Annotated in this window: 24 protein-coding genes and 1 tRNA gene; 9 read left to right on the top strand and 16 right to left on the bottom strand. The window is 63.2% G+C overall.

Annotated elements, in window-relative coordinates; translation table 11 throughout:
• Window positions 1-62 precede the first annotated feature (62 nt).
• Complete coding sequence (locus ASE85_RS04960) at window positions 63-623, bottom strand: YqgE/AlgH family protein (protein WP_056684547.1); 561 nt, start codon at window positions 621-623, stop codon at window positions 63-65.
• A 153-nt stretch (window positions 624-776) separates the two neighbouring features.
• On the opposite strand from ASE85_RS04960, the gene ASE85_RS04955 reads away from it, so the two are divergent.
• Together ASE85_RS04955 and ASE85_RS04950 are read left to right on the top strand one after the other, a co-directional pair.
• A complete protein-coding gene (locus ASE85_RS04955) occupies window positions 777-1259 on the top strand; it encodes a peroxiredoxin (RefSeq protein ID WP_056684544.1) in 483 nt (160 codons plus the stop codon).
• Between the two features lie 92 nt (window positions 1260-1351).
• Window positions 1352-2806, top strand: a complete 1455-nt coding sequence (locus ASE85_RS04950; protein WP_056684541.1) for an AMP nucleosidase — start codon at window positions 1352-1354, stop codon at window positions 2804-2806.
• On the opposite strand, the gene ASE85_RS04945 is transcribed toward ASE85_RS04950, so the two are convergent.
• The 5 genes from ASE85_RS04945 to ASE85_RS04925 are packed head-to-tail and all read right to left on the bottom strand — an operon-like array spanning window position 2803 to window position 8341.
• Window positions 2803-3951, bottom strand: coding sequence for a GGDEF domain-containing protein (locus tag ASE85_RS04945; RefSeq protein ID WP_056684537.1), 1149 nt, complete (start codon window positions 3949-3951; stop codon window positions 2803-2805). The two genes, ASE85_RS04950 and ASE85_RS04945, sit on opposite strands and share 4 nt — an antisense overlap.
• Window positions 3952-3982: 31 nt before the next feature.
• Window positions 3983-5803: a M2 family metallopeptidase gene (locus ASE85_RS04940; RefSeq protein ID WP_056684533.1), complete on the bottom strand. Its 1821-nt coding sequence runs from the start codon at window positions 5801-5803 to the stop codon at window positions 3983-3985.
• Between the two features lie 54 nt (window positions 5804-5857).
• Window positions 5858-6631: an alpha/beta fold hydrolase gene (locus ASE85_RS04935; protein ID WP_056684530.1), complete on the bottom strand. Its 774-nt coding sequence runs from the start codon at window positions 6629-6631 to the stop codon at window positions 5858-5860.
• 44 nt (window positions 6632-6675) lie between these two features.
• Entirely contained in the window at window positions 6676-7308 is a 633-nt protein-coding gene (locus tag ASE85_RS04930; protein WP_056684527.1) for a DUF2238 domain-containing protein, read from the bottom strand.
• A gap of 7 nt (window positions 7309-7315) precedes the next feature.
• Complete coding sequence (locus tag ASE85_RS04925) at window positions 7316-8341, bottom strand: aspartate-semialdehyde dehydrogenase (RefSeq protein ID WP_056684524.1); 1026 nt, start codon at window positions 8339-8341, stop codon at window positions 7316-7318.
• 175 nt (window positions 8342-8516) lie between these two features.
• Between ASE85_RS04925 and ASE85_RS04920 the strand changes: the two genes are divergently transcribed.
• Window positions 8517-9227 carry a class I SAM-dependent methyltransferase gene (locus tag ASE85_RS04920; RefSeq protein WP_056684521.1) on the top strand — a complete coding sequence of 237 codons (711 nt, stop codon included), beginning with the start codon at window positions 8517-8519 and terminating at the stop codon, window positions 9225-9227.
• Window positions 9228-9236: 9 nt separating this feature from the next.
• On the opposite strand, the gene ASE85_RS04915 is transcribed toward ASE85_RS04920, so the two are convergent.
• Together ASE85_RS04915 and ASE85_RS04910 are read right to left on the bottom strand one after the other, a co-directional pair.
• Window positions 9237-11459 carry a S9 family peptidase gene (locus ASE85_RS04915; protein ID WP_056684517.1) on the bottom strand — a complete coding sequence of 741 codons (2223 nt, stop codon included), beginning with the start codon at window positions 11457-11459 and terminating at the stop codon, window positions 9237-9239.
• A 116-nt stretch (window positions 11460-11575) separates the two neighbouring features.
• Window positions 11576-11650: transfer RNA gene (locus tag ASE85_RS04910), tRNA-Val, on the bottom strand.
• A 136-nt stretch (window positions 11651-11786) separates the two neighbouring features.
• Between ASE85_RS04910 and ASE85_RS04905 the strand changes: the two genes are divergently transcribed.
• On the top strand, window positions 11787-11915 hold the full coding sequence (locus ASE85_RS04905) for an entericidin A/B family lipoprotein (protein WP_056684514.1): 129 nt from the start codon (window positions 11787-11789) through the stop codon (window positions 11913-11915).
• 43 nt (window positions 11916-11958) lie between these two features.
• Here the strand turns inward: ASE85_RS04905 and ASE85_RS04900 are convergent, their stop codons facing one another.
• On the bottom strand, window positions 11959-12147 hold the full coding sequence (locus ASE85_RS04900) for a hypothetical protein (RefSeq protein ID WP_056684511.1): 189 nt from the start codon (window positions 12145-12147) through the stop codon (window positions 11959-11961).
• 176 nt (window positions 12148-12323) lie between these two features.
• Between ASE85_RS04900 and hslV the strand changes: the two genes are divergently transcribed.
• The gene (gene hslV / locus ASE85_RS04895) at window positions 12324-12890 is read left to right on the top strand and encodes an ATP-dependent protease subunit HslV (protein ID WP_056684509.1); all 567 of its coding nucleotides are present in this window, start codon (window positions 12324-12326) and stop codon (window positions 12888-12890) included.
• 42 nt (window positions 12891-12932) lie between these two features.
• On the top strand, window positions 12933-14234 hold the full coding sequence (hslU, locus tag ASE85_RS04890; protein ID WP_056684506.1) for an ATP-dependent protease ATPase subunit HslU: 1302 nt from the start codon (window positions 12933-12935) through the stop codon (window positions 14232-14234).
• Between the two features lie 139 nt (window positions 14235-14373).
• On the opposite strand, the gene proS is transcribed toward hslU, so the two are convergent.
• From proS to phaR, 3 genes are all read right to left on the bottom strand, one after another.
• On the bottom strand, window positions 14374-15900 hold the full coding sequence (proS, locus tag ASE85_RS04885; RefSeq protein ID WP_056684503.1) for a proline--tRNA ligase: 1527 nt from the start codon (window positions 15898-15900) through the stop codon (window positions 14374-14376).
• Window positions 15901-15999: 99 nt separating this feature from the next.
• Window positions 16000-16341 carry a hypothetical protein gene (locus ASE85_RS04880; protein ID WP_056684500.1) on the bottom strand — a complete coding sequence of 114 codons (342 nt, stop codon included), beginning with the start codon at window positions 16339-16341 and terminating at the stop codon, window positions 16000-16002.
• A gap of 4 nt (window positions 16342-16345) precedes the next feature.
• Complete coding sequence (phaR, locus tag ASE85_RS04875; protein ID WP_056684497.1) at window positions 16346-16939, bottom strand: polyhydroxyalkanoate synthesis repressor PhaR; 594 nt, start codon at window positions 16937-16939, stop codon at window positions 16346-16348.
• On the opposite strand from phaR, the gene ASE85_RS04870 reads away from it, so the two are divergent.
• Both ASE85_RS04870 and ASE85_RS04865 read left to right on the top strand, forming a co-directional pair.
• Window positions 16938-18026 carry an alpha/beta fold hydrolase gene (locus tag ASE85_RS04870; RefSeq protein ID WP_156358206.1) on the top strand — a complete coding sequence of 363 codons (1089 nt, stop codon included), beginning with the start codon at window positions 16938-16940 and terminating at the stop codon, window positions 18024-18026. The genes phaR and ASE85_RS04870 overlap by 2 nt on opposite strands.
• A gap of 47 nt (window positions 18027-18073) precedes the next feature.
• Window positions 18074-19246 (top strand): acetyl-CoA C-acetyltransferase, encoded by a 1173-nt coding sequence (locus ASE85_RS04865; RefSeq protein ID WP_056684813.1) that lies wholly within the window; start codon window positions 18074-18076, stop codon window positions 19244-19246.
• Between the two features lie 59 nt (window positions 19247-19305).
• Here ASE85_RS04865 and ASE85_RS22235 read toward each other — a convergent pair whose 3' ends face one another.
• Both ASE85_RS22235 and ASE85_RS04860 read right to left on the bottom strand, forming a co-directional pair.
• Window positions 19306-19455: a DUF2256 domain-containing protein gene (locus tag ASE85_RS22235; RefSeq protein WP_082462663.1), complete on the bottom strand. Its 150-nt coding sequence runs from the start codon at window positions 19453-19455 to the stop codon at window positions 19306-19308.
• A 14-nt stretch (window positions 19456-19469) separates the two neighbouring features.
• Entirely contained in the window at window positions 19470-21059 is a 1590-nt protein-coding gene (locus ASE85_RS04860) for an MFS transporter (protein WP_056684493.1), read from the bottom strand.
• 130 nt (window positions 21060-21189) lie between these two features.
• On the opposite strand from ASE85_RS04860, the gene ASE85_RS04855 reads away from it, so the two are divergent.
• Window positions 21190-22227: a M28 family peptidase gene (locus ASE85_RS04855; protein ID WP_056684490.1), complete on the top strand. Its 1038-nt coding sequence runs from the start codon at window positions 21190-21192 to the stop codon at window positions 22225-22227.
• A gap of 4 nt (window positions 22228-22231) precedes the next feature.
• On the opposite strand, the gene ASE85_RS04850 is transcribed toward ASE85_RS04855, so the two are convergent.
• Complete coding sequence (locus tag ASE85_RS04850) at window positions 22232-22597, bottom strand: tRNA-binding protein (protein WP_056684487.1); 366 nt, start codon at window positions 22595-22597, stop codon at window positions 22232-22234.
• 98 nt (window positions 22598-22695) lie between these two features.
• Entirely contained in the window at window positions 22696-24696 is a 2001-nt protein-coding gene (locus tag ASE85_RS04845; RefSeq protein ID WP_056684485.1) for an acetyl-CoA carboxylase biotin carboxylase subunit, read from the bottom strand.
• Window positions 24697-24779: the final 83 nt, after the last annotated feature.

Genomic DNA, 24779 nt, shown 5'->3' with positions numbered 1-24779 from the left:
ACCAACCGGCAAAGCCCATGGCAACTCATATAAAGATTTCTTTATGTCGCGTTCATGACGGATCAGGCAGACCCCGCGCCCGACACCAGATGCGACGCATCCACGCCCGAAGCGGCATAAGCGGCGGCCCATTTGCGCCGCGTGGGCACGTCGAACAACAGGTCAGGGTCGCCATCGGCCAGAAACCAGCTCTCGCCCGTCATTTCCTGTTCCAGTTGCCCCGCGCCCCACCCGGCATAGCCCAGCGCGACCAGGTAGCGGCTCGGCCCGCGCCCTTCCGCGATCGCCCGCAATATGTCGAGCGACCCGGACAGGCCCCAACGATTATCGACCTGCACCATATCCTGCCCGCCCCAGTCGAGCGAATGCAGCACAAAGCCCCGTCGCGGCTCCACCGGCCCGCCCCGCAACACCGGCACATCGGCCACCTGACTGCCATCGATATCGAAACTTTCCAGCAGTTCGCGCAGGGTCACGCCCTCCATCTCCTCGCCGACCGCGATGCCCAAAGCGCCATTTTCGTCATGCACGCACAGCGCCACGATCGAATGGTCGAACCGCGTGTCTGCCATGCCCGGAAGAGCGAGCAGAAAATGCCCGGCATAGAAAGATTTTTGGATCATGACATGAATATAAACTGCTGCACCGCCTTGCCAAGGACATGTATCGCACGCTTGGGGCGTTGCGGCACATTCCTAAGTTAATGGGACGCCTCTACCTTGACAGCGGCAAGGCAAGATACGACCTCCCGCCCGTCAAAGGCCAGGAGACATGACATGACCATTTCCAAGGGCGATCGCCTTCCCAGCACCACCTTCACCAAGATGACTGAAAACGGCCCCGAAGCCGTGCCGTCCGAAGACTATTTCGCCGGCAAGACGGTCGCTATCTTCTCGGTGCCCGGCGCCTTCACCCCGACCTGCTCGGCCAAGCATCTGCCGGGCTTCATCGACAAGAGCGAAGCCTTGAAGGCCAAGGGCGTGGACGAAATCGCCTGCACCGCCGTCAACGACGCCTTCGTCATGGGCGCCTGGGGCAAGTCCGCCGGCGCCGAAGGCAAGGTGACGATGCTCGCCGACGGCAATGCCGATTTCGCGCAAGCCGTGGGCCTGACCATGGACGGCAGCAAGTTCGGCCTGGGCACCCGCGGCCAGCGCTTCTCCATGATCGTCAAGGACGGCGTCGTGGAAGAATTGAACGTAGAGGCACCGGGCGACTTCAAGGTTTCTTCGGCCGATTATCTGCTCGAACAGCTTTGATTCCCGGCGATTGCGCAGCGGATTTCAGGTCCGCTGCGCAATCGGCGAAGCTGCGTCTTCCTTCCGTCACGCAAAGGCGGTAACAGGGGGCGATGACACAAAGCATCGGCAACAAGGCGGTCGCACAGCTCGACCAGATTTATCAGACATCTATTGAAACTTTGCGGGAAGCGATGCGGGCCTATGCCCGCGATGGCAGTGTCCCGCCGCCGGAAGCGAAGACCGACCGGCGCTATTGCTATCCCGAATTGCGGATCATCTATCATGGCGACAGCGACGCGCCGCCGCCGGGCCGCTCCTTCGCGCGCCTGTCGAAACCGGGCCGCTACGTCACCACCGTCACGCGCCCCGCCATGTTCGCCGAATATCTGGCCGAACAGATCGACCTGCTCGTCCGCGATTATGGCGTGGAGGTGGAAACCGGGCTGAGTGAGCAACAGATCCCCTTCCCCTATGTGCTCGATGGCCTCGACATCAACGCGCTGGACGGCACCCCGCCGACCGAACTGGCCCGTCATTTCCCCGCTACCGAACTGGCGGAGATCGGCGACGAGATCGCCGACGGCCTGTTCATGCCCGACATCGACGGCGACCGGCCGCTCGCCCTGTTCGACGGGCTGCGCACCGACTTCTCGCTCGCACGGCTGAAACATTATACCGGCACGCCCGCCGAACATGTGCAGCGCTACATATTGTTCACCAACTATCACCGTTATGTCGATGAATTCGTGGCATGGGCCTGCGCGGAGTTGCAGCGCGAAGGCAGCCGCTACACGGCCCTGTCCGGCGCGGGCGGCGTCTATGTGACGCCCGAAACCGCCGACCCCGCGCGCATGATCGCCGACAGTGCATGGCGCCGGCACCAGATGCCCGCCTATCATCTGATCGCGCCCGACCGCAGCGGCATCACGCTGGTCAATATCGGCGTCGGCCCGTCCAACGCCAAGACGATTTGCGATCATCTGGCGGTCGTCCGTCCCGAAGCCTGGCTGATGATTGGCCATTGCGGCGGCCTGCGCCCCAGCCAGCGAATCGGCGACTATGTGCTGGCCCATGCCTATCTGCGCGACGATCATGTGCTGGACGCAATGCTGCCGCCCGAAATTCCGGTGCCGGCCATCGCCGAAGTGCAGGTCGCCATGGCGCAGGCCGCCGAAGCGGTATTGGGCAAGGGCGATCCTGAGGATTTCAAGCGCCGCCTGCGCACTGGCACCGTCGTGACCACCGACGATCGCAACTGGGAGTTGCGCTATTCCAGTTCGGCCCTGCGGTTCAGCCTGTCGCGCGCGGTGGGCATCGACATGGAATCGGCCACCATCGCAGCACAGGGCTATCGCTTCCGCGTGCCCTACGGCACCCTGCTCTGCGTATCGGACAAGCCGATCCATGGCGAATTGAAGCTGCCGGGTCAGGCCAACCGCTTCTATGAGGAAGCCATCGCCAGCCATCTGCGCGTCGGCCTGATGACCTGCGAATTACTGCGTGAAGAAGGGGCGAAGCTGCACAGTCGCAAGCTGCGCGCCTTCAACGAGCCGCCCTTCCGTTAAGCGGCTTCGCGCCAGATGGCGATGCGGTCCTTGCCGTTCCTTTTGGCGGTATACAGGGCCGCGTCGGCGCGCACGACCATGTCCTCCAGTTGCTGGTCGATCGCGACCAGTTCCGCCACGCCGAAACTGGCGCGCAGGCCGGTGACGGGCACGCCCGGCAGCGCCAGATGCGCGATTTCAGCCCGCACCCGCTCCATCACTTCGGCGGCGGCGATGGCGTCGGTGTCCAGCAGCAGCAGGCCGAACTCGTCGCCGCCCATGCGACCCACCACGTCCCCGCGTCGGACCGCGCTGGTCAGCAGGCGGGAAAAGCCGCGCAGCGCCTGATCGCCGGCAATATGACCATGTCCGTCGTTCAGCGCCTTGAACCCGTCCAGATCACAGACCACCAGCGCCAGCGGACGCTTGTGCCGGCGCGCCTGCGCGATCGCCTGCGCCGCCGCTTCGTCCAGTCCCCGGCGATTGAGCACCTGCGTCAGCGGGTCATGGCGCATCTGCGTGCGCAATTGCTCCGCCAGGTCGCCCGCCACCACCAGCACCGCGGTAACGGCGGTGGCGACATAGGTGGTGGGCGTGAAGATGCTGAAGATCAGCCGATAGAGATCCTTGCCGACTTCCGGACCCTGGATCATCATCGCCGCGCCGGCCAGCGCAAACTGGACGATCACGAAGATCAGCAGCGCAACGAAAAAGGCCAGTTCAGGCGGCGTGAAGCGGCGGCCCTTCGGCCAGAGCGAAACCGCGCTCACCGCCAACAACGCCCCGACATAACAGGGAATGATGAGGCCCTGCATGATCTGGCTACCCACCGGGCCGATGGCAAAGGCCATCGCCAGGATCACGATCGCGGCAGGAATGGCGAAGCCGACCAGACGCAGAGGCTTGCCGGATCGCTGGCGCACGCCGATCGCCAGTAACGATCCGCTGATGATCAGCCCGATGCCGGTGATGATGAACCAGAAGGGGCTTTTCAGGAAGAAGCCGCCGGCATTGGCCATCCATTGCAACATGCCCACCGCATAGGATGCGGTCCAGGTCAGTACATATTTCTGCCGCCCGAAGTGGGACCATGCTACGGCCAGCGCGACCGTCATCACGGTCGCCGTGCCAAAGAGCAGCGAAAGAAGAATGGCTGGCGCGTTCATGCGCCAGCCGCTTATCAATCTTTACGCCGACTTACCAGCCGCAAGACTTGCCTTTATTCTGTTGAACCAACCACTTCTGCAACGGGGCGAAATAATTGACCAGCGCCTTGCCCGACATTTCACGGCTGCCGGTGAAGGCTTGCAGCGCGTCCGGCCAGGGCTTTGACGCCCCCATCTTCAGCATCGCATCAAGTTTCGCGCCTACGGCCTTGTTTCCATAGAAGGAACAGCGATGCAGCGGCCCTTTCCAACCGGCCTGCTTGCATGCCGCCTCGTAGAATTGGAACTGCAACACCCGCGCCAGGAAGTAGCGGGTATAAGGCGTATTGCCGGGAATATGATATTTACCGCCGGCATCGAACTTCGTCTCGTCGCGGGACACGGGCGGCACGATGCCCTGATATTGGCGGCGCAGGTCGGTCCAGCTCTGTTCATACCGGCTCTCCGGGATCGACCCGTCGAACACGCCCCAGCGCCACTTGTCGATCAGCAGGCCGAACGGCAGGAAGGCCACCTTGTCCATCGCCTGCCGCAGCAACAGGCCCAGATCCTTGTCCGCACCCGGCACCTTGGCCGGGTCCAGCAGGCCGATCTTCACCAGATAATCAGGCGTGATCGACAGCGCGACGAAATCGCCGATCGCTTCATGGAAACCGTCGTTTGCGCCGTCCAGATAGAGCGGCTTCTGGATCTGATAGGCGCGCTGGTAATAATTATGGCCCAGTTCATGATGGATCGTGACGAAATCGTCGCCATTCACCTTGGTGCACATCTTGATGCGGATGTCGTTCTTGTTGTCCAGATCCCAGGCCGATGCGTGGCAGATGACTTCGCGGTCGCGCGGCTTGGTGATTTGCGAGCGATCCCAGAAGCTTTGCGGCAATGCCTCGAAACCCAGCGAGCTATAGAAGCCCTCGCCCGCCTTCACCATCTTGACCGGGTCATAGCCCTTGGTCTTCAGCAGGTCGGTGGTGTCGAAACCCAGGTCGCCCGCACCGGCCGGCGCCACGACGTCATAGATATTCCCCCATTCCTGCGCCCACATATTGCCGAGCAGGTCAGCGCGGATCGGCCCGGTCTTGGCCTGCACCGCATCGCCATATTTCTCGTTCAGTTTGGTGCGCGTATAACAATGGAGATCGTCGTAAAGCGGCTTCACCTCCGCCCAGATCTTGTCGGTCAGCTTGGCGAAATCATCGGCCGGCATGTCATATTTGGATCGCCACATCGCGCCGGTATCGGCAAAGCCCAGTTCCTTGGCCCCGGCATTGGCGATGCTCACCAGCTTGGCGTAGTCGGCCCGCATCGGCGCGCCGACATTGTCATGCCAACTGACCCACATCTCCTTCAATTCTTCGGGGTTGCGATTCTCCCCCATCTGCTCTTCGATATCGCTGCCGTTGATCGCCTGCCCCTTCAGCGTCCCTTTCCCCTTGCCATAGGCGGACTGGAGTTTGGTCGCTAGGTCGTTCAGTTCCTCGGCCGCACCCGGCGTCGTCGGCGCGGGCAGGGTCAGCGCCGTGCGCAGCAGCGTCAGCCGGCGCCTGGTTTCTTCGCTCAGCCCCGGCGCGGTCGCATATTTCGCCGCTTCCAGCGCATAATCGACCCGCTGCCTGGTGTCGATCGCGCCGAAATAGGATGCCATCGCGTCGGTATCGTCGGTGATATAGGTCGCGTTGATCCACGCCGCCCTGCCGCTGACGATCGACTGGTCGAACAGCGCCTTCTCCGCCTTGGCGAGGAAGGCGTCCGCCTCCGCCGCAGTGGGCGCAGCAGTGGGAGCCTGTTGCGCCAAGAGTGGCGAAGCAACGAGCGCGGCCGCAAGAGCGGCGAAAGAAATGGCGATTTTCACGGGATTCCCCTTATCGGTGTATGGCGAGGAACGTGACTTGCCTCGGCGATACAGTCAAGCGGTCAGGAAATCGACCATCGCCTGCCCCAGCTCCTTGCGGGTGACGGCGTTCATGTGATTGCCCGGAATCTCGAAATAGCGGCTGTCGGGCAATATGTCGGCCAGTTCCCGCGCGTTTCCGTTGCTGTCGTCATCTGCGCCACAAATCACCGCCGTGGGTTGCGCAAATCCGGCGATCGTCGCTTCGTCCGTGTCGACGAAGGTCTTGAGAATATGGAGCAGCGCGACCGGATCGCCCTTCGTCGTCTTCAGAAAAGCTTCGGTCATCCATTCGGACGTGCCCCGCTCGAACGAGCCGAGATTGGTGAGGACATTGGTATAATAGCCGCCATTATCGAGCGTCTGCGTCAGGCCGCGCAACCCCATGCCGGACAATATCACCCGCCGCGGCGTCGCCCCGCGCGCCAGCATCCGTACCGTCGTGCGTGCGCCCAGCGAATAACCGCCCAGATCATAGTCGGTCAGCCCCATCTGCTCGATCAGCGCCAGATTGTCGTCGGTCAGCGCGTCGGGCGGATAGGCGGCGGCGTCATGCGGCTTGGCGCTTTCGCCATGGCCGCGCAGGTCCGGCAGGATCAGGCGGAACCCCGCCTCCACCAGCTTGGCGGCATGGCCATAGCGAATCCAGTTGGTGAAGGCGTTGGAAAAATAGCCATGGATCAGGACCAGATCGCGGGTTTCGGTGGTATCGGCGCCAACCACATGCACCGCAATCGGCAGCCCGTCCCGCCCCTTGATGTCATGGCGTTCGATCGGAAGGTCGGTCATCGGGGCAAATCCTTGTCGGGCAGCAATGCCCCGCCGATATGGCGTCAGCCCCGGCGGCGCAAGAGTGCGATGATCGCCAGCGTCGCGCCGATCTGCGCCATCGCCATATCCTTCTGGGCGTCCCACATGTCGCCCTGTTGCCCATTATAATAGTCGGCCGTGTCGCCGGCCGCGATCATGGTCAGCAGCCATTCGAATATCTCGTAGAGCGCGCTGCCCAGACCGATGGCGGCAAAGGCAAAAGTCAGGCTCCACCGCCACGGCATATGGCGCCGCGCGCCTTCCGCGACCGGCAGCGTCAGCAGCGCACCGAAGGCGAAATGGACCAGCCGGTCATATCCGTTGCGGGTTGCGCCCATGAGGCTGGAAATATCATGCCCGCTCACCGCCCGCGCCCAATCGTCATAAGGCACATAACTGTAGATCCAGCGCGCACCCAGCGTGTGCAACAACAGGAAAAGCCAGATGCAGCCGACGGCGGAATTGGAAAGTGGCCAGCGCCGCAGCAGCCATGGCGCGGCAAGGATCAGCGCGATCGTCGGGCCATGCTGGAGCGGCGCGAGATCGGGAAAGGGTTGCGCGATATTGGCAAGGCCGATTGCGGCCAGCAACAACGCGATCATCCGGCGCTGCGCCTGTGGAAGGGCTTTCCACATCGCCACAGCGCCGGAGATCATGCGGGGCTCAGCCCTTCTTCAGGTGGCGACGGCCCAGCAGTTCGGCGATCTGCACCGCGTTCAGCGCCGCGCCCTTGCGCAGGTTGTCGCTGACGCACCACAGGTTGATGCCGTTCTCGATAGTCGAATCTTCACGCACGCGGCTGATGAAGGTCGCGAAATCGCCCACGCATTCGATCGGCGTGACATAGCCGCCATCTTCGCGCTTATCGACCAGCATGATACCCGGCGCTTCACGCAGGATGTCCTGCGCTTCCTTGGCCGAAATCTCGTTCTCGAACTCGATGTTGATCGATTCGGAGTGGCCCACGAACACGGGCACGCGCACGCAGGTTGCGGTAACCTTCACCTTGGGATCGAGGATCTTCTTGGTTTCCGCGACCATCTTCCATTCTTCCTTGGTCGACCCGTCGTCCAGGAAAACGTCGATATGCGGGATCACGTTGAAGGCGATCTGCTTGGTGAACTTCTTCGGCTCGGCCGGATCGCCGACGAAGATGTTGCGGCTCTGCTCGAACAGCTCGTCCATGCCCGCCTTGCCCGCGCCGGACACCGACTGGTAGGTCGACACGACCACGCGCTTGATCTTTGCGGCATCATGCAGCGGCTTGAGCGCCACGACCATCTGCGCGGTCGAGCAGTTCGGGTTCGCGATGATGTTTTTCTTCTTGTAGCCGTCGATCGCGTCCGGGTTCACTTCCGGCACGATCAGCGGCACGTCCGGGTCCATGCGATAGAGCGAGCTGTTATCGATGACGACACAACCGGCCGCCGCCGCCTTGGGCGCATATTCGGCCGTCGGGCCGCTGCCCGCCGCGAACAGGGCGATATCCCATCCGGTAAAGTCGAAATGTTCGATGCTTTGGCATTTGATGGTCTTGCCGGTCTCACCGAAATCGACGGTCAGCCCCTGCGACCGCGACGATGCGACCGCCGCGATCTCGTCAATAGGGAACTCGCGCTCGGCGAGAATGGTCAACATCTCGCGGCCCACATTACCGGTGGCACCAACGACGACGACCTTATAACCCATGACTAAAGTCTCCACTCCAATGCAAATCTTGCGGAGTGCGCGCCATAACGATACTGCGGCGTTTGTCCAGAAAGAAGGGCTTGCCCAGCACAAAGCGCGCGATTGCCTCCGCATGGCTCCGCCGTTACGGAACGCCCAAACCCTTCCCCAAAAACAAGACGGATACCAAGTCCTGATGCAGTCCACCCTGCTGCCGCCCCTGCCCGAACACTGGTTTCACAGCTTCGTCTTTCCAGATGGCGTCCGGGCCGATGGCGTCAAGCCGCTGACATCGCTGCTCGAAGAAGCCGATCTGATCTTTCCCAACCGGCTGGACGGGCGGCGCGTGCTGGATATCGGCGCGTGGGATGGCTTTTTCTCCTTCCAGGCGGAGCAGCGCGGCGCGGCGGAGGTGCTGGCGACCGATCATTTCTGCTGGTCGGGTCAGGGCTGGGGTGACAAGCGCGGTTTCGATCATGCCCATGCCCGTTTCGGATCCAAGGTCCGCTCGCTCGACCTCGACGTCGCGGACCACAGGGTCGAGGATCTGGGGCAGTTCGACACGGTGCTGCTGCTGGGCGTGCTCTACCATGTCACCGATCCCTATCGCACGCTGGAGGCCGCCGCCGCGATGAGCAGCGATCATCTGGTGATCGAAACGGTGACGGCGCTGCGGCATGAACCGGTCCCGGCCATGCGCCTGTTCACGGAACTGGAACTGGATCAGGACGCCACCAATTTCTGGGCGCCCAACATATTGGCGCTGCGCGAAATGTGCCGGCGGTTCGGCTATTCCCGGTTTCAGGTATTGCCGGAAGGACTGGACAATCAGGGCTGGCGCAGATGGGTCATGCCCTTCCGCGACAAGAACCGCTATCGCCGGGCGATCTTTCACGCCTGGCGATAGCGTCTCGCCTCATTTCTCGGCCGGACCGCCTGCATGTTCGGCCAGGAAATGCTCGATCGTCTTCCACAGATGCACGCTGATGCCCGGCCCGCCGACGCGATGGGTCTGGCCCGGATAGGCCATCATCTCGAACGGCACCGCCGCGCCCTGCATCTTGGCCATCAGCGCGGTGGCATTGTCGAACACCACATTGTCGTCGGACATGCCGTGGATCAGCAGCAGCGGATCGGTGATCTTCACCGCCTCATCCACCGCACCCGACGCCGGATAGGCGCTGGCCTTGTCCTGCGGCTTGCCCAGATAGCGTTCGGTATAATGGGTGTCGTACAACTCCCACTTGGTCACCGGCGCACCCGCGACGGCCGCGGCGAATACGCCCGGCGCCTTTTCCAGCAGCTTGACCGACATATAGCCGCCATAGGACCAGCCATAGGTGGCGATCCGCTTGGGGTCCACAAACGGCTGGGCCTTCAGCCACTCGACGCCCTTCAACTGGTCGTCCACCTCGACCGTGCCCATGGCATGATAGATGGCGTCCTCGAACGCCTTGCCGCGATCGGGCGTGCCGCGATTGTCGATGGCAAAGACGATCCAGCCGCGATCCACCAGATATTGGTTCAGCGCGCCGGACCATGTGTTCGTCACCTGACGACCGCCACCCGGCCCGCCATAATGGATCATGAAGACAGGATAGCGTTTCCCCGCCTCCATCGCCGGCGTCATGATCTTGGTATGGAGCGTCGTACCATCCGCCGCCTTCACCGTGCCGAACGTCGTTTTCACATGGCCCGCGACATAGCGCGCGTAGGGATGGTTGCCCGTCAGCGCATTTTGCGACAGCCATTGCAACTGCTTGCCGCTGCTGTCGGCCAGATAGACCTGTTTGGGCTGATCGACATTCTGCCGCGTCACCACGACCTTGCTCGCTGCGCCATCCATCACGGCGTCATTCCACCAGCCTTGCTGCGTCAGCGCCCGCGCCGGTTCAGCCTTGCCCAGTGACGTCACATAAAGCTGCTGCTCCAGCGGCGTCTCGCGATTGCCGGTGAAATAGACCAGCGCCTTGGCTTCATCCACGCCCACCACATCGCGCACTTCCCAATCGCCGCTGGTCAGCGCGGTCCACCTGGCCCCGCTCACGCGATAGAGATGGCCATGGCCGCTCTTCTCCGACCACCACAGGAAACTGCCGTCCTTGAGCGCATGGAAATTGTTCGACAGGTTGATCCAGCTTTTCGCGCTTTCGCTCAGCGCCACCTTTGCCTTGCCGGTAGCCGGATCGACCGCCAGCAGGTCCAGCCGCTTCTGGTCCCGGTTCTCGCGCTGGACATAAAGCGTACTGCCATCCTTCGACCAGTCCACGCGGGCGAGGTAGATGTCCTTGTCCGGTCCCAGGTCGACCTGCACCTGTCCCGACCCGTCCGGCTTCATCACGAACAGGTCGACAATGGCATTGGGCGTTCCCGCAGCGGGATAGCGCTGCTGATAGACCTTCGTCCCCTCGCCTCCGATCGCAGTGCGGGTGACGATGCCGACCGGGCTTTCGTCCACGCGCGCGACCGCGATGCGGCTGTCATCGGGCGACCACCAGTAACCGGTACGCCGGTCCATTTCTTCCTGCGCGACAAATTCCGCCACACCCCAGCTCAGCGTGTCGCTGGCGCCTTGCGTCAATTGCCGTTCCTGCTCGCCGATCCGCTGGGTGAACAGATTGCCGCCGCGCACGAAGGATACGAAGCCGCCCTTGGGACTGACCACGCCGTTCAGTTCGCCGTCGGGCGTATCGGTCAGGCGCGTGACCTTGCCATCCAGCCCGGCCAGATAGAGGTCGCCATCGACCGGCACCAATATGCTCTTGCCGTCCGGCGACCAGTCATAGCTGGTGATGCCGGTGCTGCCCGCGACGCTCCGATCCCGCTCGCGCTGCATCTTCTCCGCTTCGCTCAATTCCGCGCCGCTGCCGGTCTTCTTCGAATCGACCAGCATCCGCTCCGCACCGGTCTTGCTGTCGATCGCCCACAGGTCGAGCCGCTCCTTCTCGTCGGCGCGGGGCTTCAGCAGCGTCACCAGCGACCCATCCGGCGACAGTTTCAGCGCGCGCGGTTGCGGCCCGGCCAGATCGGGACTGGCGAATACGCGCTCCAGCGTCAGCTTTTCCTGCGCTTGTGCGGCGATGGGGGAGGTCAGCAACAACGCGCCCAAGGCTGCGCCGGCTTTCAGATAGGGGGGCATGATTGTCCTTTCCGGTCGGCGCGAAAACGCACCGCATGATGCCGACGGCTTAGCGCGACGGATCAGAAAAGATCAATGCCGGGAAATAAACTGTCCTGCCATCATCACCGGGATGATGGTGGGCGCGACAGGGATTGAACCTGTGACCCCACCCGTGTGAAGGGTGTGCTCTACCGCTGAGCTACGCGCCCCCTGTAAGGAGGAGGCGGCCTTTGGCACCCACGGTCCGCACTGTCAACATGCTCTTGCCGATTTGATGCAAAATGCTTTCCCGTCCGGCCGATCGACGCTTATAGACCGGCATCAATCTTGGAAAGTGGAATAACCATGCGTCACATTCTCGCCCTGATTGTTGGTAGCCTGCTGCTGACGGCGCTCGCCGCCTGCAACACGGTTCAGGGTGTTGGCCGGGATATCGAATCGGTCGGCCGCGCAGGCAAGGATGCCATGCACTAAGGGCACGGGGTTGGAGGGGGAGCGATCTGCCCCGACCTTCATATCACTGAAGCGCGCGTCCGATCGCCGTCATTTTCTTGTTCAGCCGAACGCCATCGCATTCCGGCTCCCCACATTCGCAGGCCTCTATAGTATAGCGCACGCCGCACATGACCAGCACGTCCCGATCGAACGAGTAGTTGGAAATACCCGCCCGTTCGACCTTTTCTTGTGCCCTGGCCTTGAGAGACATGGTGCGTCCTCGCTTTCGAATAATGGTGCAGATCATTGTTTGTGCACTGCACAATGTCAATTGATCGACATTTGTTCCTGAACGATTTGTAAGAATATTGTCGCCGAAATGACACGTTCCGGCGCAGTGTGCGGCGTGACTTGCACCGGGCGGCACAGCGTCCCATATGCCGCTCCATGAACGACCAACGCAGCGCCTCCATGCCGGTCTGGCATGGCACAACCATCATGTCCGTCCGCAAGAATGGGAAGGTCGTCGTCGCCGGCGATGGCCAGGTATCCATGGGCCAGACCGTGATGAAGCCCAATGCCCGCAAAGTCCGCCGGCTGCATGACGGCAGCGTCATCGGCGGCTTCGCCGGCGCCACGGCCGACGCCTTCACGCTGTTCGAGCGGCTCGAAGCCAAGCTGGAGCGCTTCAACGGCCAGTTGATGCGCTCTGCTGTCGAACTGGCGAAGGACTGGCGCACCGACAAATATCTGCGCAATCTGGAAGCGATGATGATCGTCGCGGACAAGGATGTGACGCTGATCCTCACCGGCAACGGCGATGTGCTGGAGCCGATAGGCGGCGTCGCCGCGATCGGCTCCGGCGGCAATTTCGCCCTCGCCGCCGCCCGCGCGCTGGTGGACTATGAGGACGATGCCGAAACCCTCGCCCGCAAGGCGATGGGCGTCGCCGCCGACATCTGCGTCTACACCAACGACCAGTTGACGATCGAAACGCTCGACAGCGCGAACTGACCTGAACAGCCCCTCCCTTGCAAGGGAGGGCGGAGTATTTTGATGAACGACAACCTGACCCCCAAAGCCATCGTCGCCGCGCTCGACGCGCATATCATCGGCCAGCATGACGCCAAGCGCGCGGTGGCTGTGGCGTTGCGCAACCGCTGGCGCCGCCAGCACCTGCCCGTCGACCTGCGCGACGAGGTGACGCCCAAGAATATCCTGATGATCGGGCCGACCGGTTGCGGCAAGACGGAGATCAGCCGTCGCCTCGCCAAGCTGGTCGACGCGCCCTTCGTCAAGGTCGAAGCCACCAAATTCACGGAAGTCGGCTATGTCGGCCGCGACGTCGAGCAGATCGTCCGCGACCTGGTCGAGGAAGCCGTACGCCTTGAAAAGGACCGCCGCCGTGAGGCGGTGCGGGAAGCCGCCTCAGAAGCCGCCATGGCTCGCCTGCTCGACGCGCTGACCGGCAAGGAAGCGAGCGAGGCCACCCGCCTCTCCTTCCGCCAGAAGATCGAGAACGACCAGATGAACGAGGTCGAGGTCGAGGTCGAAGTCGCCGACACCCCGTCGATGCCGATGGAAATTCCCGGCATGGGCGGTCAGGTCGGGATGATCAACCTGTCCGACATGATGTCCAAGGCGTTCGGGCAACAGCAGAAAAAACGCCGCAAGATGCGCGTCGCCGAAGCCTGGGACAAGCTGGTCGAGGAGGAGCAGGACAAGCGTCTCGATCAGGATGACGTCGCCCGCGTGGCCATCACCAGCGCCGAGCAGAACGGCATCGTCTTCCTCGACGAGATCGACAAGATCGCCGTCAGCGACGTGCGCGGCGGCTCCGTAAGCCGCGAAGGCGTACAGCGCGACTTGCTGCCCCTGATCGAGGGCACGACCGTCTCGACCAAATATGGTCCGCTCAAGACCGACCATATCCTGTTCATCGCGTCGGGCGCCTTCCATGTCGCCAAGCCCAGCGACCTGCTGCCCGAACTACAGGGCCGCCTGCCGATCCGCGTGGAGTTAAAGGCGCTGACAGAGGAGGATTTCGTCGCCATCCTCTCCGACACCAAGGCCAGCCTCGTCACCCAATATCGCGCGCTGCTGGCGACCGAGGAGGTGACGATCGACCTCACCCCCGACGGCATCCGCGCCGTCGCGAAGATCGCTGCCGACGTGAACAGCGAGATCGAGAATATCGGCGCCCGCCGTCTCCAGACGGTGATGGAAAAGCTGCTGGAGGATGTGAGCTTCGAGGCGGAAGATCGTCGCGGCGAAACGCTGGTGATCGACCAGGCCTATGTCGAAAAACAGTTGTCAGCGGTCGCCCACGACACCGACCTCAGCAAATATGTGCTGTAATTGAAAAAGCCCCTCCCTTTCAAGGGAGGGGTTGGGGTGGGTAGCGAGCATAGCGAGCGTGCGACCGATCGAGATGTCGCAACGCCGCTGCGCGGCACCCACCCCCGGCCTCTCCCTTGAAAGGGAGGGTGATGGTTGCTCAGTAACTCCGCCCGACCAGCACACGCTCCACCGCCGCACCGCCGGTAAAGACGCACGCTCCATCCGCCGCGTCCGCATCGGTCGGCACATTGCGCAGCGTCAGCTTCTCACCCTTCAGCCACTGGACCACCTTGTCCAGCGCCTCGCCGGTCGGACTGGCCCACTGCACCAGCGCCCAGCCGGGATTTTTGCTGGCCTTGAAATAAGCCTTCAGCGCATCGAGATCGCTGATCGACCGGTCGATATTGCCGTCCAGCCGCGCCTTTGCGTCGGCGAACAGCGACTCCTGGATATCCTGCAACATCGCCGCAGCGCCGCCAACGAAATCGCCCTTGGCGACGATCTGGCTGTCCAGCTTGCCATCCTCGCGATAGAGACGGTCGCGCCGGATGACCGACACATTGCCGCCGGCCACGTCGCGGCCGCCCACCTCGATCACGATCGGCGCGCCCTTCTTGACCCAGCTCCAGCGCTTGGTCGCCGCCTTCGACGGGCGCTTGTCGAGCAGCGCGCGCACCGGCTCACGATACACATCGAGCGCATTGAGCTGGTTCACCAGATCGGTGCAATAATCGACTATCGCGGCATCCTCGTCAGTATCGCGCAGCATCGGCACCACGACCACCTGATAGGGCGCGACGCGCGGCGGCACGCGCAGCCCGTCATCATCGCCATGCACCATGATCAGGCCGCCGATCATGCGGGTCGACATGCCCCAGCTGGTCGTCTGCGCCAGTTCCTGCTGCCCCTCGGCATTCTGGAACTTGATATTCTGCGCGCTGGAGAAGGTCGTGCCCAGAAAGTGCGATGTGCCCGCCTGCAACGCCTTGCCATCCTGCATCATCGCTTCGATCGAATAGGTCGCGACGGCGCCGGGGAAGCGCTCATTTTCCGGCTTCTCGCCAGCGACCACCGGCAGGGCGACGCATTCTTCGGCGAAGCTACGATAGACTTCTAGCATCTTCATCGTCTCTTCCATCGCCTCATCGACGGTGGCGTGCGCGGTATGCCCTTCCTGCCACAGAAACTCGCTGGTGCGCAGGAACATGCGGGTGCGCATTTCCCAGCGGACGACGTTCGCCCACTGGTTGATCAGCACCGGAAGGTCGCGCCAGCTCTGGACCCAGCGGCTGAACGCCGCGCCGATGACGGTTTCCGACGTCGGCCGCACGACCAGCGGCTCTTCCAGTTTCGCGTCCGGGTCCGGCACCATCTTGCCGTCCTTCTGGATCAGGCGATGATGGGTGACGACCGCCATTTCCTTGGCGAAGCCGTCGACATGCTCGGCCTCCTTCTCGAAATAGCTCAAGGGGATGAACAGCGGGAAATAGCAATTTTCATGCCCCGTCTGCTTGATCCGTTCGTCCAGCAATTTCTGGATACGTTCCCAGATGCCGTAGCCCCACGGCCGTATGACCATGCAGCCGCGCACGCCGCTTTCCTCGGCCATGTCGGCTTCGGTGATGACGGCCTGATACCAGGCGGCGAAATCCTTTTCGCGGGTGACGTTGAGGGCGTGCTTCACGGTGTGCGAACCTTGGCTAGAACGGAAAAGAAGAATGGCGCGCCATAGGCCAGACGCGCCATGCCTGTCGACCCCCGCAAGGGCGCGATGATGACGGTTTCAGGCGTCCGCGCCCAGTCGCTCCAGCCAGGCTTTGGCCTGCTTCGGCTCACCGACGGCATCGGCTGCTGCCGGACCGCGTACTGCCATGAAATCCTGATGCAACACAAATGGCTCCAGCCCCAGCGTGTCGCGCATGGCGTCGATCGCGTCCGCCAGTTCCTCCAGCGCCGCGATCACCGGTGCGGTGCGGGCACGGGCGGCCTTGTCTTTCTGATGGTCGAACAGGCCCCACCGCCCCGCCGCCGTCACGCGCAGCGCCGCGATCAGGGCGTCGCGATATTCCGCTTCCACTTCCTCGCGGCGGACGTCCAGCCGCTCCAGACGATCCGCCTTGGCCATGGCTTCAGGTCAGCTTGTCGATCTTGGCATTGAGCGCCGCCAGTTGCGCCTTGAGGTCGCTGATCTCCTCGTCCTTGCTTCCCTCGGTGGCGGCCGGTGTTGGCGCGGCAGGGGGAGCCATGCCTGGAATGTTCGGCATCCCAGGTACGCCATTGCCGAACGCGCTGGCTGCGGCCTCGAACATTTCCAGATTGCGCTTGGCGATGTCGGCCAGCGGGCCGCCGCCGAACGCGCCCTTCATGGCTTCCTGGAACTGCTGCTGGTTCTTGCGGAAGGCGTCCATCGACGATTCCAGATATTGCGGCACCATCGACTGCATCGAATCGCCATACATGGCGATCAACTGGCGCAGGAAATTGACGGGCAGCATGTTCTTGCCCCGCTGTTCTTCTTCCATGATGATCTGGGTCAGGACATTATGGGTGATGTCCTCGCCGGTCTTGGCGTCCACGACCACAAATTCGCGCCCCTCGCGCGTCATCTGCGACAGAAGGTCCAGCGTGATATAACTCGAAGTTTCGGTATTATAGAGCCGCCTGTTGGCGTACTTCTTGATGATGACCGGATCTGATTCATTAGCGGTCTTGGACTTGGCCATGGATTCCTCTCCCACACCTGACTATTTCGCATTAGCACAGGGCGATGCCGCACCGCAACATGGGCCGCGGCCTTTACCCCTTTTTCTCAATATTTTATGGCGCGAAACAGAGGATGATGCCGAGCTTCGACGCCGCGCTTTCACCGGTCTGCGCAAATATCAGCACGCGGCGCGCCCGCCCGCGCCGCCAGCGGCCCGCTGCGTCGCCACCGCCGGTGCGGCCCGCTTGCTGCAACATGGCGCGGCAAATGACAGAAATCCCGTGGTTTTCGTCCCCTCGCTCATCAATCCGCCACAGGTGCTGGATTTGTCGGAAGGCCGATCCATGCTGCGCCACATGGCCGCAGCAGGCCATGATGCCTATCTGGTCGACTGGGGCACGCCTGCCCCGCAGGATGCGCAGCTTGGCCTCGACGGCCATGTCACCGAACGGCTGCTGCCTTTGCTCGCTGCCCTGCCCCGCCCGCCGATCCTGGTCGGCTATTGCCTGGGTGGCAGCCTGACGCTCGCCGCCGCCGCATTGCACCGGGTTCCCGCCGTGGCCACGATCGCGGCCCCCTGGCGCTTCGATGCCTTCCCCACCGCCGATCTCGACCTGATCGGCGGCCTGTGGCGCGGTGCGAAGCCGATGTGCCAGCGGATCGGCTATGTACCGATGGAGGTACTGCAATCGGGTTTCTGGGCGATGGACCCGGCGCGCACCATCCGCAAATATGCCGCCTTCGCCGACGCCGACGCGGGATCGGATGCGGAGCGCGCCTTCCTGGCGGTGGAGGATTGGGCCAATGGCGGCGCGCCGCTGACCTATGCTGCGGGGCGCGACCTGTTCGATGGCCTCTATTCCCGCAATCTCAGCGGCACCGGGCGCTGGCAGGTCGGTGGCCAGACCGTCGATCCTGCCGCACTTGCCTGCCCCACCCTCTCGATCGTCTCCACCAGCGACCGCATCGTGCCGGCCGCCGCCGGCCCTCGCTTGCGCGAAGAACGCAGCCTTTCGCTTGGCCATGTCGGCATGGTCGTGGGCGGCCGCGCCCGCGAAACGCTGTGGGAACCGCTGTCCCATTGGCTTTTCACTCAAGGCGGTTGATGCTATTGCGCCTGCGAAAACAACCACTGGAATCGAGGATCACGCCTTTGTCTGACATCGTCATCACCGCCGCAAAGCGCACTGCCGTCGGCAGCTTCATGGGTGCCTTCGGCTCGACCCCCGCGCATGAACTGGGCCGCCAGGCGATCATCGCCGCGCTCGCGCAGGCCGGCGTCGCGCCCGATGAAGTGGACGAAGTGATCCTGGGGCAGGTACTGTCCGCCGGTCAGGGCCAGAACCCCGCGCGCCAGGCCGCCGTCAACGCCGGCATCCCGGTCGAACGCACCGCCATCGGCCTCAACCAGCTCTGCGGCTCGGGCCTGCGCGCCGTTGCTCTCGCGGCACAGGCGATCCGCGCTGGCGACGCCAGCATCATGGTTGCGGGCGGCCAGGAAAGCATGTCGCTCGCCCCGCACGCGCAATATCTGCGCGCTGGTAGCAAGATGGGCGCCGTGACCCTCGTTGACACGATGATCCACGATGGCCTGACCGATGCGTTCGGCGGCTATCATATGGGGATCACTGCCGAAAATCTGGCCGAGAAATATCAGATCAGCCGCGACGCGCAGGACGCCTTCGCCGTCGCCAGCCAGAACAAGGCCGAAGCTGCCCGCGCCAGCGGCCGCTTCGCCGACGAAATCGTGCCGGTGACGATCAAGGGCCGCAAGGGCGACACCATCGTCGATGCCGACGAATATATCCGCGCCGGTGCCACGATCGAAGCGATGCAGGCGTTGCGCGCTGCCTTCAAGAAGGACGGCACCGTGACGGCAGGCAATGCCAGCGGCCTCAACGACGGCGCGGCCGCGCTGGTGCTGATGACGGCCGATGCCGCCGCCAAGCGTGGCGCGACCATCCTGGGCCGCATCGCCGGCTTCGCGACCTGCGGCGTCGATCCGTCGATCATGGGAATCGGCCCGGCCCCGGCCAGCCGCAAGGCGCTGGAAAAGGCCGGCTGGTCGATCGCCGACCTCGATCTGATCGAAGCGAACGAGGCTTTCGCCGCGCAGGCGCTGTCGGTCGGCCAGGAACTGGGCTGGGACGCCGAGAAGGTCAACGTCAATGGCGGCGCGATCGCCATCGGCCATCCGATCGGCGCGTCGGGCGCGCGCGTTCTGACCACTTTGCTCTATGAAATGGCCAAGCGCGACGCGAAGAAGGGCCTCGCCACCCTGTGCATCGGCGGCGGCATGGGCGTTGCCATGTGCATCGAACGCTGATCCGTCAGTGAACCATAGAAAGAGCCGCCGCTTCGATCGAACTGGCGGCTCTTTCTATGTCAGCCCTTCTTTGCCGAGGTTCGACATCGGTCGGAACAATAGACGACATTGTCCCAGTCGCGCTCCCATTTCTTCCGCCACGAAAACGGACGCTGACATGTCGGGCATGTCTTGGTCGGCAGATCCCGTTTGGCGACCCCGTTCGGCATATGGTCCAATCCCTTCAGGCGTCGAGAGAGCGATCTTTCGTTTCTGGCAGCGCGATCAGGCAAGTCACCAGCGCCAGCGCCACGATCGCCAGCGTATACCATAGCCCCGCATAGGGATTGCCCGTCCGCGCGACGATATACTGGCTGACCAGCGGCAGGAAACCGCCGAAATAGCCGGTGCCGACATGATAGGGCATGGACAGCGAGCTATAACGGATGCGCGCGGGAAAATATTCCGACAGCAAAGCCGCCACCGGACCATAGGTCGCGCCCGACAGCGTCCACAGCAGCAGCAGCGCGGCGAACAGCATCATCGCCCGCGGCCAGTCCGGCGTCACCGCGCCGAAATCATAGCCCTGGGCCTTGAGCGCCGCATCCAGTCCTTCGCCGCTCAGGTCCGCCACCCCGACCCCCCCAATCGCCACGGCCGGTATCGCGCCCTCCGTCTTGTCGTAGGGAATGCCGCGCTTGGAGAAATGATCGAGCAGTTTGCCGCAAGCGGTCGGCTGGATCTTGGCAAAGGGATCGAAACGGCAATCGGGGCCGCTCACCACCACCGGCGCCCGTTCCGCCGCCGCCGCCAGCCCCGGATTGGCGGTCGCCCCCATGAACTGATAGAGCGGCAAGGCCAGCAACAGCACCAGCGCATAGCCGATCACGATCGGCTTCTTGCGGCCGATCCGGTCGGACAGCCAGCCGAAGAAGATGAAGGCGCCCATGCCGATGAAGGCGCTGCCCCCGACCAGCAATTGCGCCACCCCCGCCGCGACATGCAGGCTGTTTTGCAGGAAATAGAGCGCCTGGAACATCACCGTATAGGCGATCACGGTAAAGCCCGCCGCGATGCCGATCATCGCCACGAACATCCGCTTTTTGTTGCCCGGCGCGGTGAACGCTTCCTTGATCGGGTTCTTCGCCTGCGCGCCGGCCTTCTTCATCGCCAGGAACACCGGGCTTTCGCGCAGCATCAACCGCATCCACAGCGAAATCCCCAGCAGCGCCAGCGAGAAGATGAAGGGAATGCGCCATCCCCAATCGTCCCACACCGCCTTGCCGACGATCGCCTGCGTGCCCACCACCACGATCAGCGACAGGATGAAGCCGCCGATCACGCCGGCCTGAATGAAGCTGGTATAGAAGCCGCGCTTCCCCGCCGGCGCATGTTCCGCGACATAGATGGCCGCGCCGCCATATTCGCCGCCCAGCGCCAGCCCCTGCCCGATCCGCAGCGCGATCAGGATGATCGGCGCCGCCACGCCGATGCTGGCGGCCGACGGGGTAAGGCCCACCCCCGCCGTCGCCAGCCCCATCAGGATGATCGTGGCCAGAAACGTATATTTGCGCCCCAGCCTGTCGCCCAGATAACCGAACAGCACCGCCCCGATCGGGCGAAATGCAAAGCCGATGGCAAAGCCCGCCAGCGTATAAAGCAACTCGACCGTCGGATTGTCGGTCGGGAAAAAGGTCCGCCCGATGATCGGCGCCAGCACGCCATAGATATAGAAATCATACCATTCGAACACGGTGCCCAGCGCGGACGCGGCAATGACCAGCCGGTCCCGCTTCGCATCCATCACATAGCCATCCCCCACCGCCACCGCCATCCCGCCCTCAAAGCTCACATCGTCACTACACGGATCATGCCGCGAACCGAAGCGGCAGGACAGCCCCAACATCGCCTGTCGCCATCTTTCCCGTTTCGCCTATGGTGGCACGATGGGGAGGATCAAGCTTATGGATGGAACAGGCCGGATCGAGCGGATCAGTGTACGATATCTGCGCTTTGCACTCTACGCCCTTTTGCTGATCCTGATCCTGTCGCCATTGCTGGCTTTGCTATGGATGACGGCGGTGCCGGGACGCTCTCATGAAGGACCGCTTCCTGCGCTCACGCCGAACCAGACGCATATCGCCGACCGGCTGCGTGGCCATATCGCGATCATCGCCCGCAAGCCGCACAACGCCGCCCACCCGCGCGAAATGGCCGTAGTCGCCGCCTATATCGAGGCACAATTGCGTCAGATGGGCTATGCGCCCCGCCGCCAGCCCATTCCCGGCGTACCCGGCACAGTCAATATCGACGCAACGCTCGATCCTGCCGATCCGCAGGCGCCGATGCTGGTGATCGGTGCGCATTATGACAGCTATGGCACGACGGCTGGCGCAAACGACAACGGATCGGGCACGGCGGCGACGCTGGAACTGGCGCGGGCGCTGGCCGATCTGCATGGCAAGGCCAGGCTGCGCCTGCGCTTCGTCCTGTTTGCCAATGAGGAGCCGCCCTATTTCCAGACCGAGCGCATGGGCAGCATGGTCTATGCGCGCGCACTCGCCGACAGCGGTACACCGATTCTCGCCATGATCTCCTTGGAAACGCTCGGCTATTACAGCGATCGGCCGGGCAGCCAGCATTATCCATTTCCGCTATCCCTCCTCTACCCCAACACCGGCGATTTCGTCGCTTTCGTCGGGATGCCCCAATCCCGCTCCTTCGTTCGATCGACGGTCGGCGCCTTCCGCGACGCTGCTCCCTTCCCCAGCGTCGGCGGCAGCGCTCCGGCCTTCGTACAGGGGGTCGACTGGTCGGATCACTGGTCTTTCGCGCAAATCTCCGTGCCCGCCCTGATGGTCACCGACACAGCCCCCTTCCGTTACCGCTATTATCATAGCGAGGCCGACACACCCGACCGCCTCGACTATGTCCGGCTGGCACGAGTCGTGGATGGGCTGGAACGGATCGTGCGCAAATGGGCGCTGTCCGGTCGGCTCTAACCGATCAGAACATCCGCGCCCCGTTCGGCACGACCTTGTCCGGCGCGAACAGCGTGACGGCGCCAGCTTCGTCGGCAAAGCCCAGCGTCAGCACCTGCGACATGAACTTGCCGATCTGGCGCGGCGGGAAGTTGACGACGGCGGCGACCTGTCGCCCCGGCAGATCCTCCAGCCTGTGGTTCACGCTAATCTGCGCGCTCGATCGTTTCTGCCCGATCGCCGGGCCGAAATCTATCAGCAGCTTGTAGGCCGGCTTGCGCGCCTCCGGATAGGGTTCGGCCGAAATGATCGTGCCGACCCTTATGTCGACCTTCAGAAAATCATCGAAGCTGATCTCGGGCGCGGCGGGGGCGGTCTGGGGCTGCGTCATGTCATCACCTCGCTATGCTCTTGCCCCCTTGTTCCGGGGTTATGGCAAGAAAGGCAAGGCTGTAGAGCCTCCCCCGGCACAGCGGGGGAGGCCATGTGTCATGCCATTTCCAGGATGATGGCGTCCACCGGCAGGCTCTCGCCCTGCGCCGCCGACACGCTCTTGACCACACCCGCCTTTTGCGCGCGCAGGATATTTTCCATCTTCATCGCCTCGATCACCGCGAGCGGCTGGCCGATCTCGACCTTGTCACCTTCAGCCACATGCAGCGCGACCAGCAGGCCCGGCATCGGGCAGATCAGGTAGCGCGACAGGTCCGGCGGGATCTTTTCGATCATATGGCTGGCATGGGCAGCGGCATGGGCAGGCAGAATGCGCAGCTTGTGGCTCGCCCCGTGCGCCGTCAGCAAGAAGCCCGACCGCACCGGCGCGATCCGCACGGCCAATGCCTCCTCGCCAAACTCCGCCTCGATCAACCGGTCGCCCGGCGTATATTCCAGCGCCATGTCGACGGCCTGACCATCGACCGTCACCTCGTCACCGTCGATCACGACGTCATGGATCGCATCCCCGATCTTCACCTGCCAGCCGGTCGGCGGGGCGAGGCGTTTGCCCAATTGTCCGTCGATCCGGCGCGCGCGGTCGGCCTGCGCCATCGCCGCGAAGGCGCCGATCGCCGACAGCCGCACCAGCAATTCAGGCGACGCAGGCGCGCCCTGAAACCCGTCAGGATATTCCTCGGCAATAAAGCCGGTGGTGATATGGCCCGACCGGAACCGCTCATGCTGCATCAGCGCGGACACGAAATCGATATTATGCCCCGGCCCCTCGATCTCGAACTTGTCGAGCGCCTCGATCTGCTTGTCGATCGCCTCCAGCCGCGTCGGCGCCCAGGTGATGAGCTTGGCGATCATCGGGTCGTAGAAGATCGACACTTCGCCGCCTTCCTCCACGCCGTCATCCACGCGGATCAGCGCGCCGCTCTCGTCCGTGCCGGTTTCGGGCGGATTATAGCGGATCAGGCGGCCGGTCGACGGCAGGAAGCCGCGATAGGGATCTTCGGCATAGACCCGGTTCTCGATCGACCAGCCGTTGATCTTCACATCGGCCTGCCCGAACGACAGCGCCTCGCCATTGGCCACGCGGATCATCTGCTCGACCAGGTCGACACCTGTGATTTCCTCGGTGACGGGATGTTCCACCTGCAACCGGGTATTCATTTCAAGGAAGTAGAAGCCGTCCCCGGTCTTGTCCTCGCCGCTGACGATCAGCTCGACCGTCCCTGCGCTGAAATAGCCGACCGCCCGCGCCAGAGCGACGCACTGCTCGCCCATCTTCTTGCGCATCTCCGGGCTGACAAAGGGCGAAGGCGCTTCCTCGACCACCTTCTGGTGGCGGCGCTGGATCGAACATTCGCGTTCGTTCAGGTAAACGATGTTGCCATGCTGGTCGCCCAGTATCTGAATTTCGATATGGCGCGGGCTTTCGATGAACTTCTCGATGAACACGCGATCGTCGCCAAAGCTGGCGAGACCTTCGCGCTTGGTCGCCTCGAACCCTTCGCGAACATCCTGCTCGCTATAGGCCAGCCGCATCCCCTTGCCGCCGCCGCCAGCCGACGCCTTCATCATCACCGGATAGCCGATCTCGTTGGAGATGCGCACCGCATGTTCGGTGTCATCAATGACGCCCACGAACCCCGGCACGACATTGACGCCAGCGGCCAGCGCCAGCTTCTTGGACTCGATCTTGTCGCCCATCGCCGCGATCGCATTGGCCGGGGGACCGACGAAGATGATGCCCTCGGCGTCCAGCGCCTTGCGGAAACTCTCCCGCTCGGAAAGGAAACCATAGCCGGGGTGGACCGCGTCCGCACCGGTCTGCTTGCACGCCGCGATGATCTTGTCGGCGATCAGATAGGATTGGGCGGCGGGCGACGGGCCGATATGCACGGCTTCATCCGCCATCAGCACATGCGGCGCGCGGGCGTCGGCATCGGAATAGACCGCAACGGTCTTGATGCCCATTGTCTTGGCCGTGCGCATGACACGACACGCAATTTCGCCACGGTTCGCGATCAGGATCTTGGTGATTGCCATTTTATTCCCTGTCCCAGTCCTATCCTATCAGCCGTTCGGGCTGAGCCTGTCGAAGCCCCGTTCTTCGCTTCGAAAAAGTGCCG

The sequence above is a fragment of the Sphingobium sp. Leaf26 genome (assembly GCF_001421665.1).
GTDB lineage: Bacteria > Pseudomonadota > Alphaproteobacteria > Sphingomonadales > Sphingomonadaceae > Sphingobium.
This window is presented reverse-complemented; position numbering and strand designations above follow the sequence as displayed.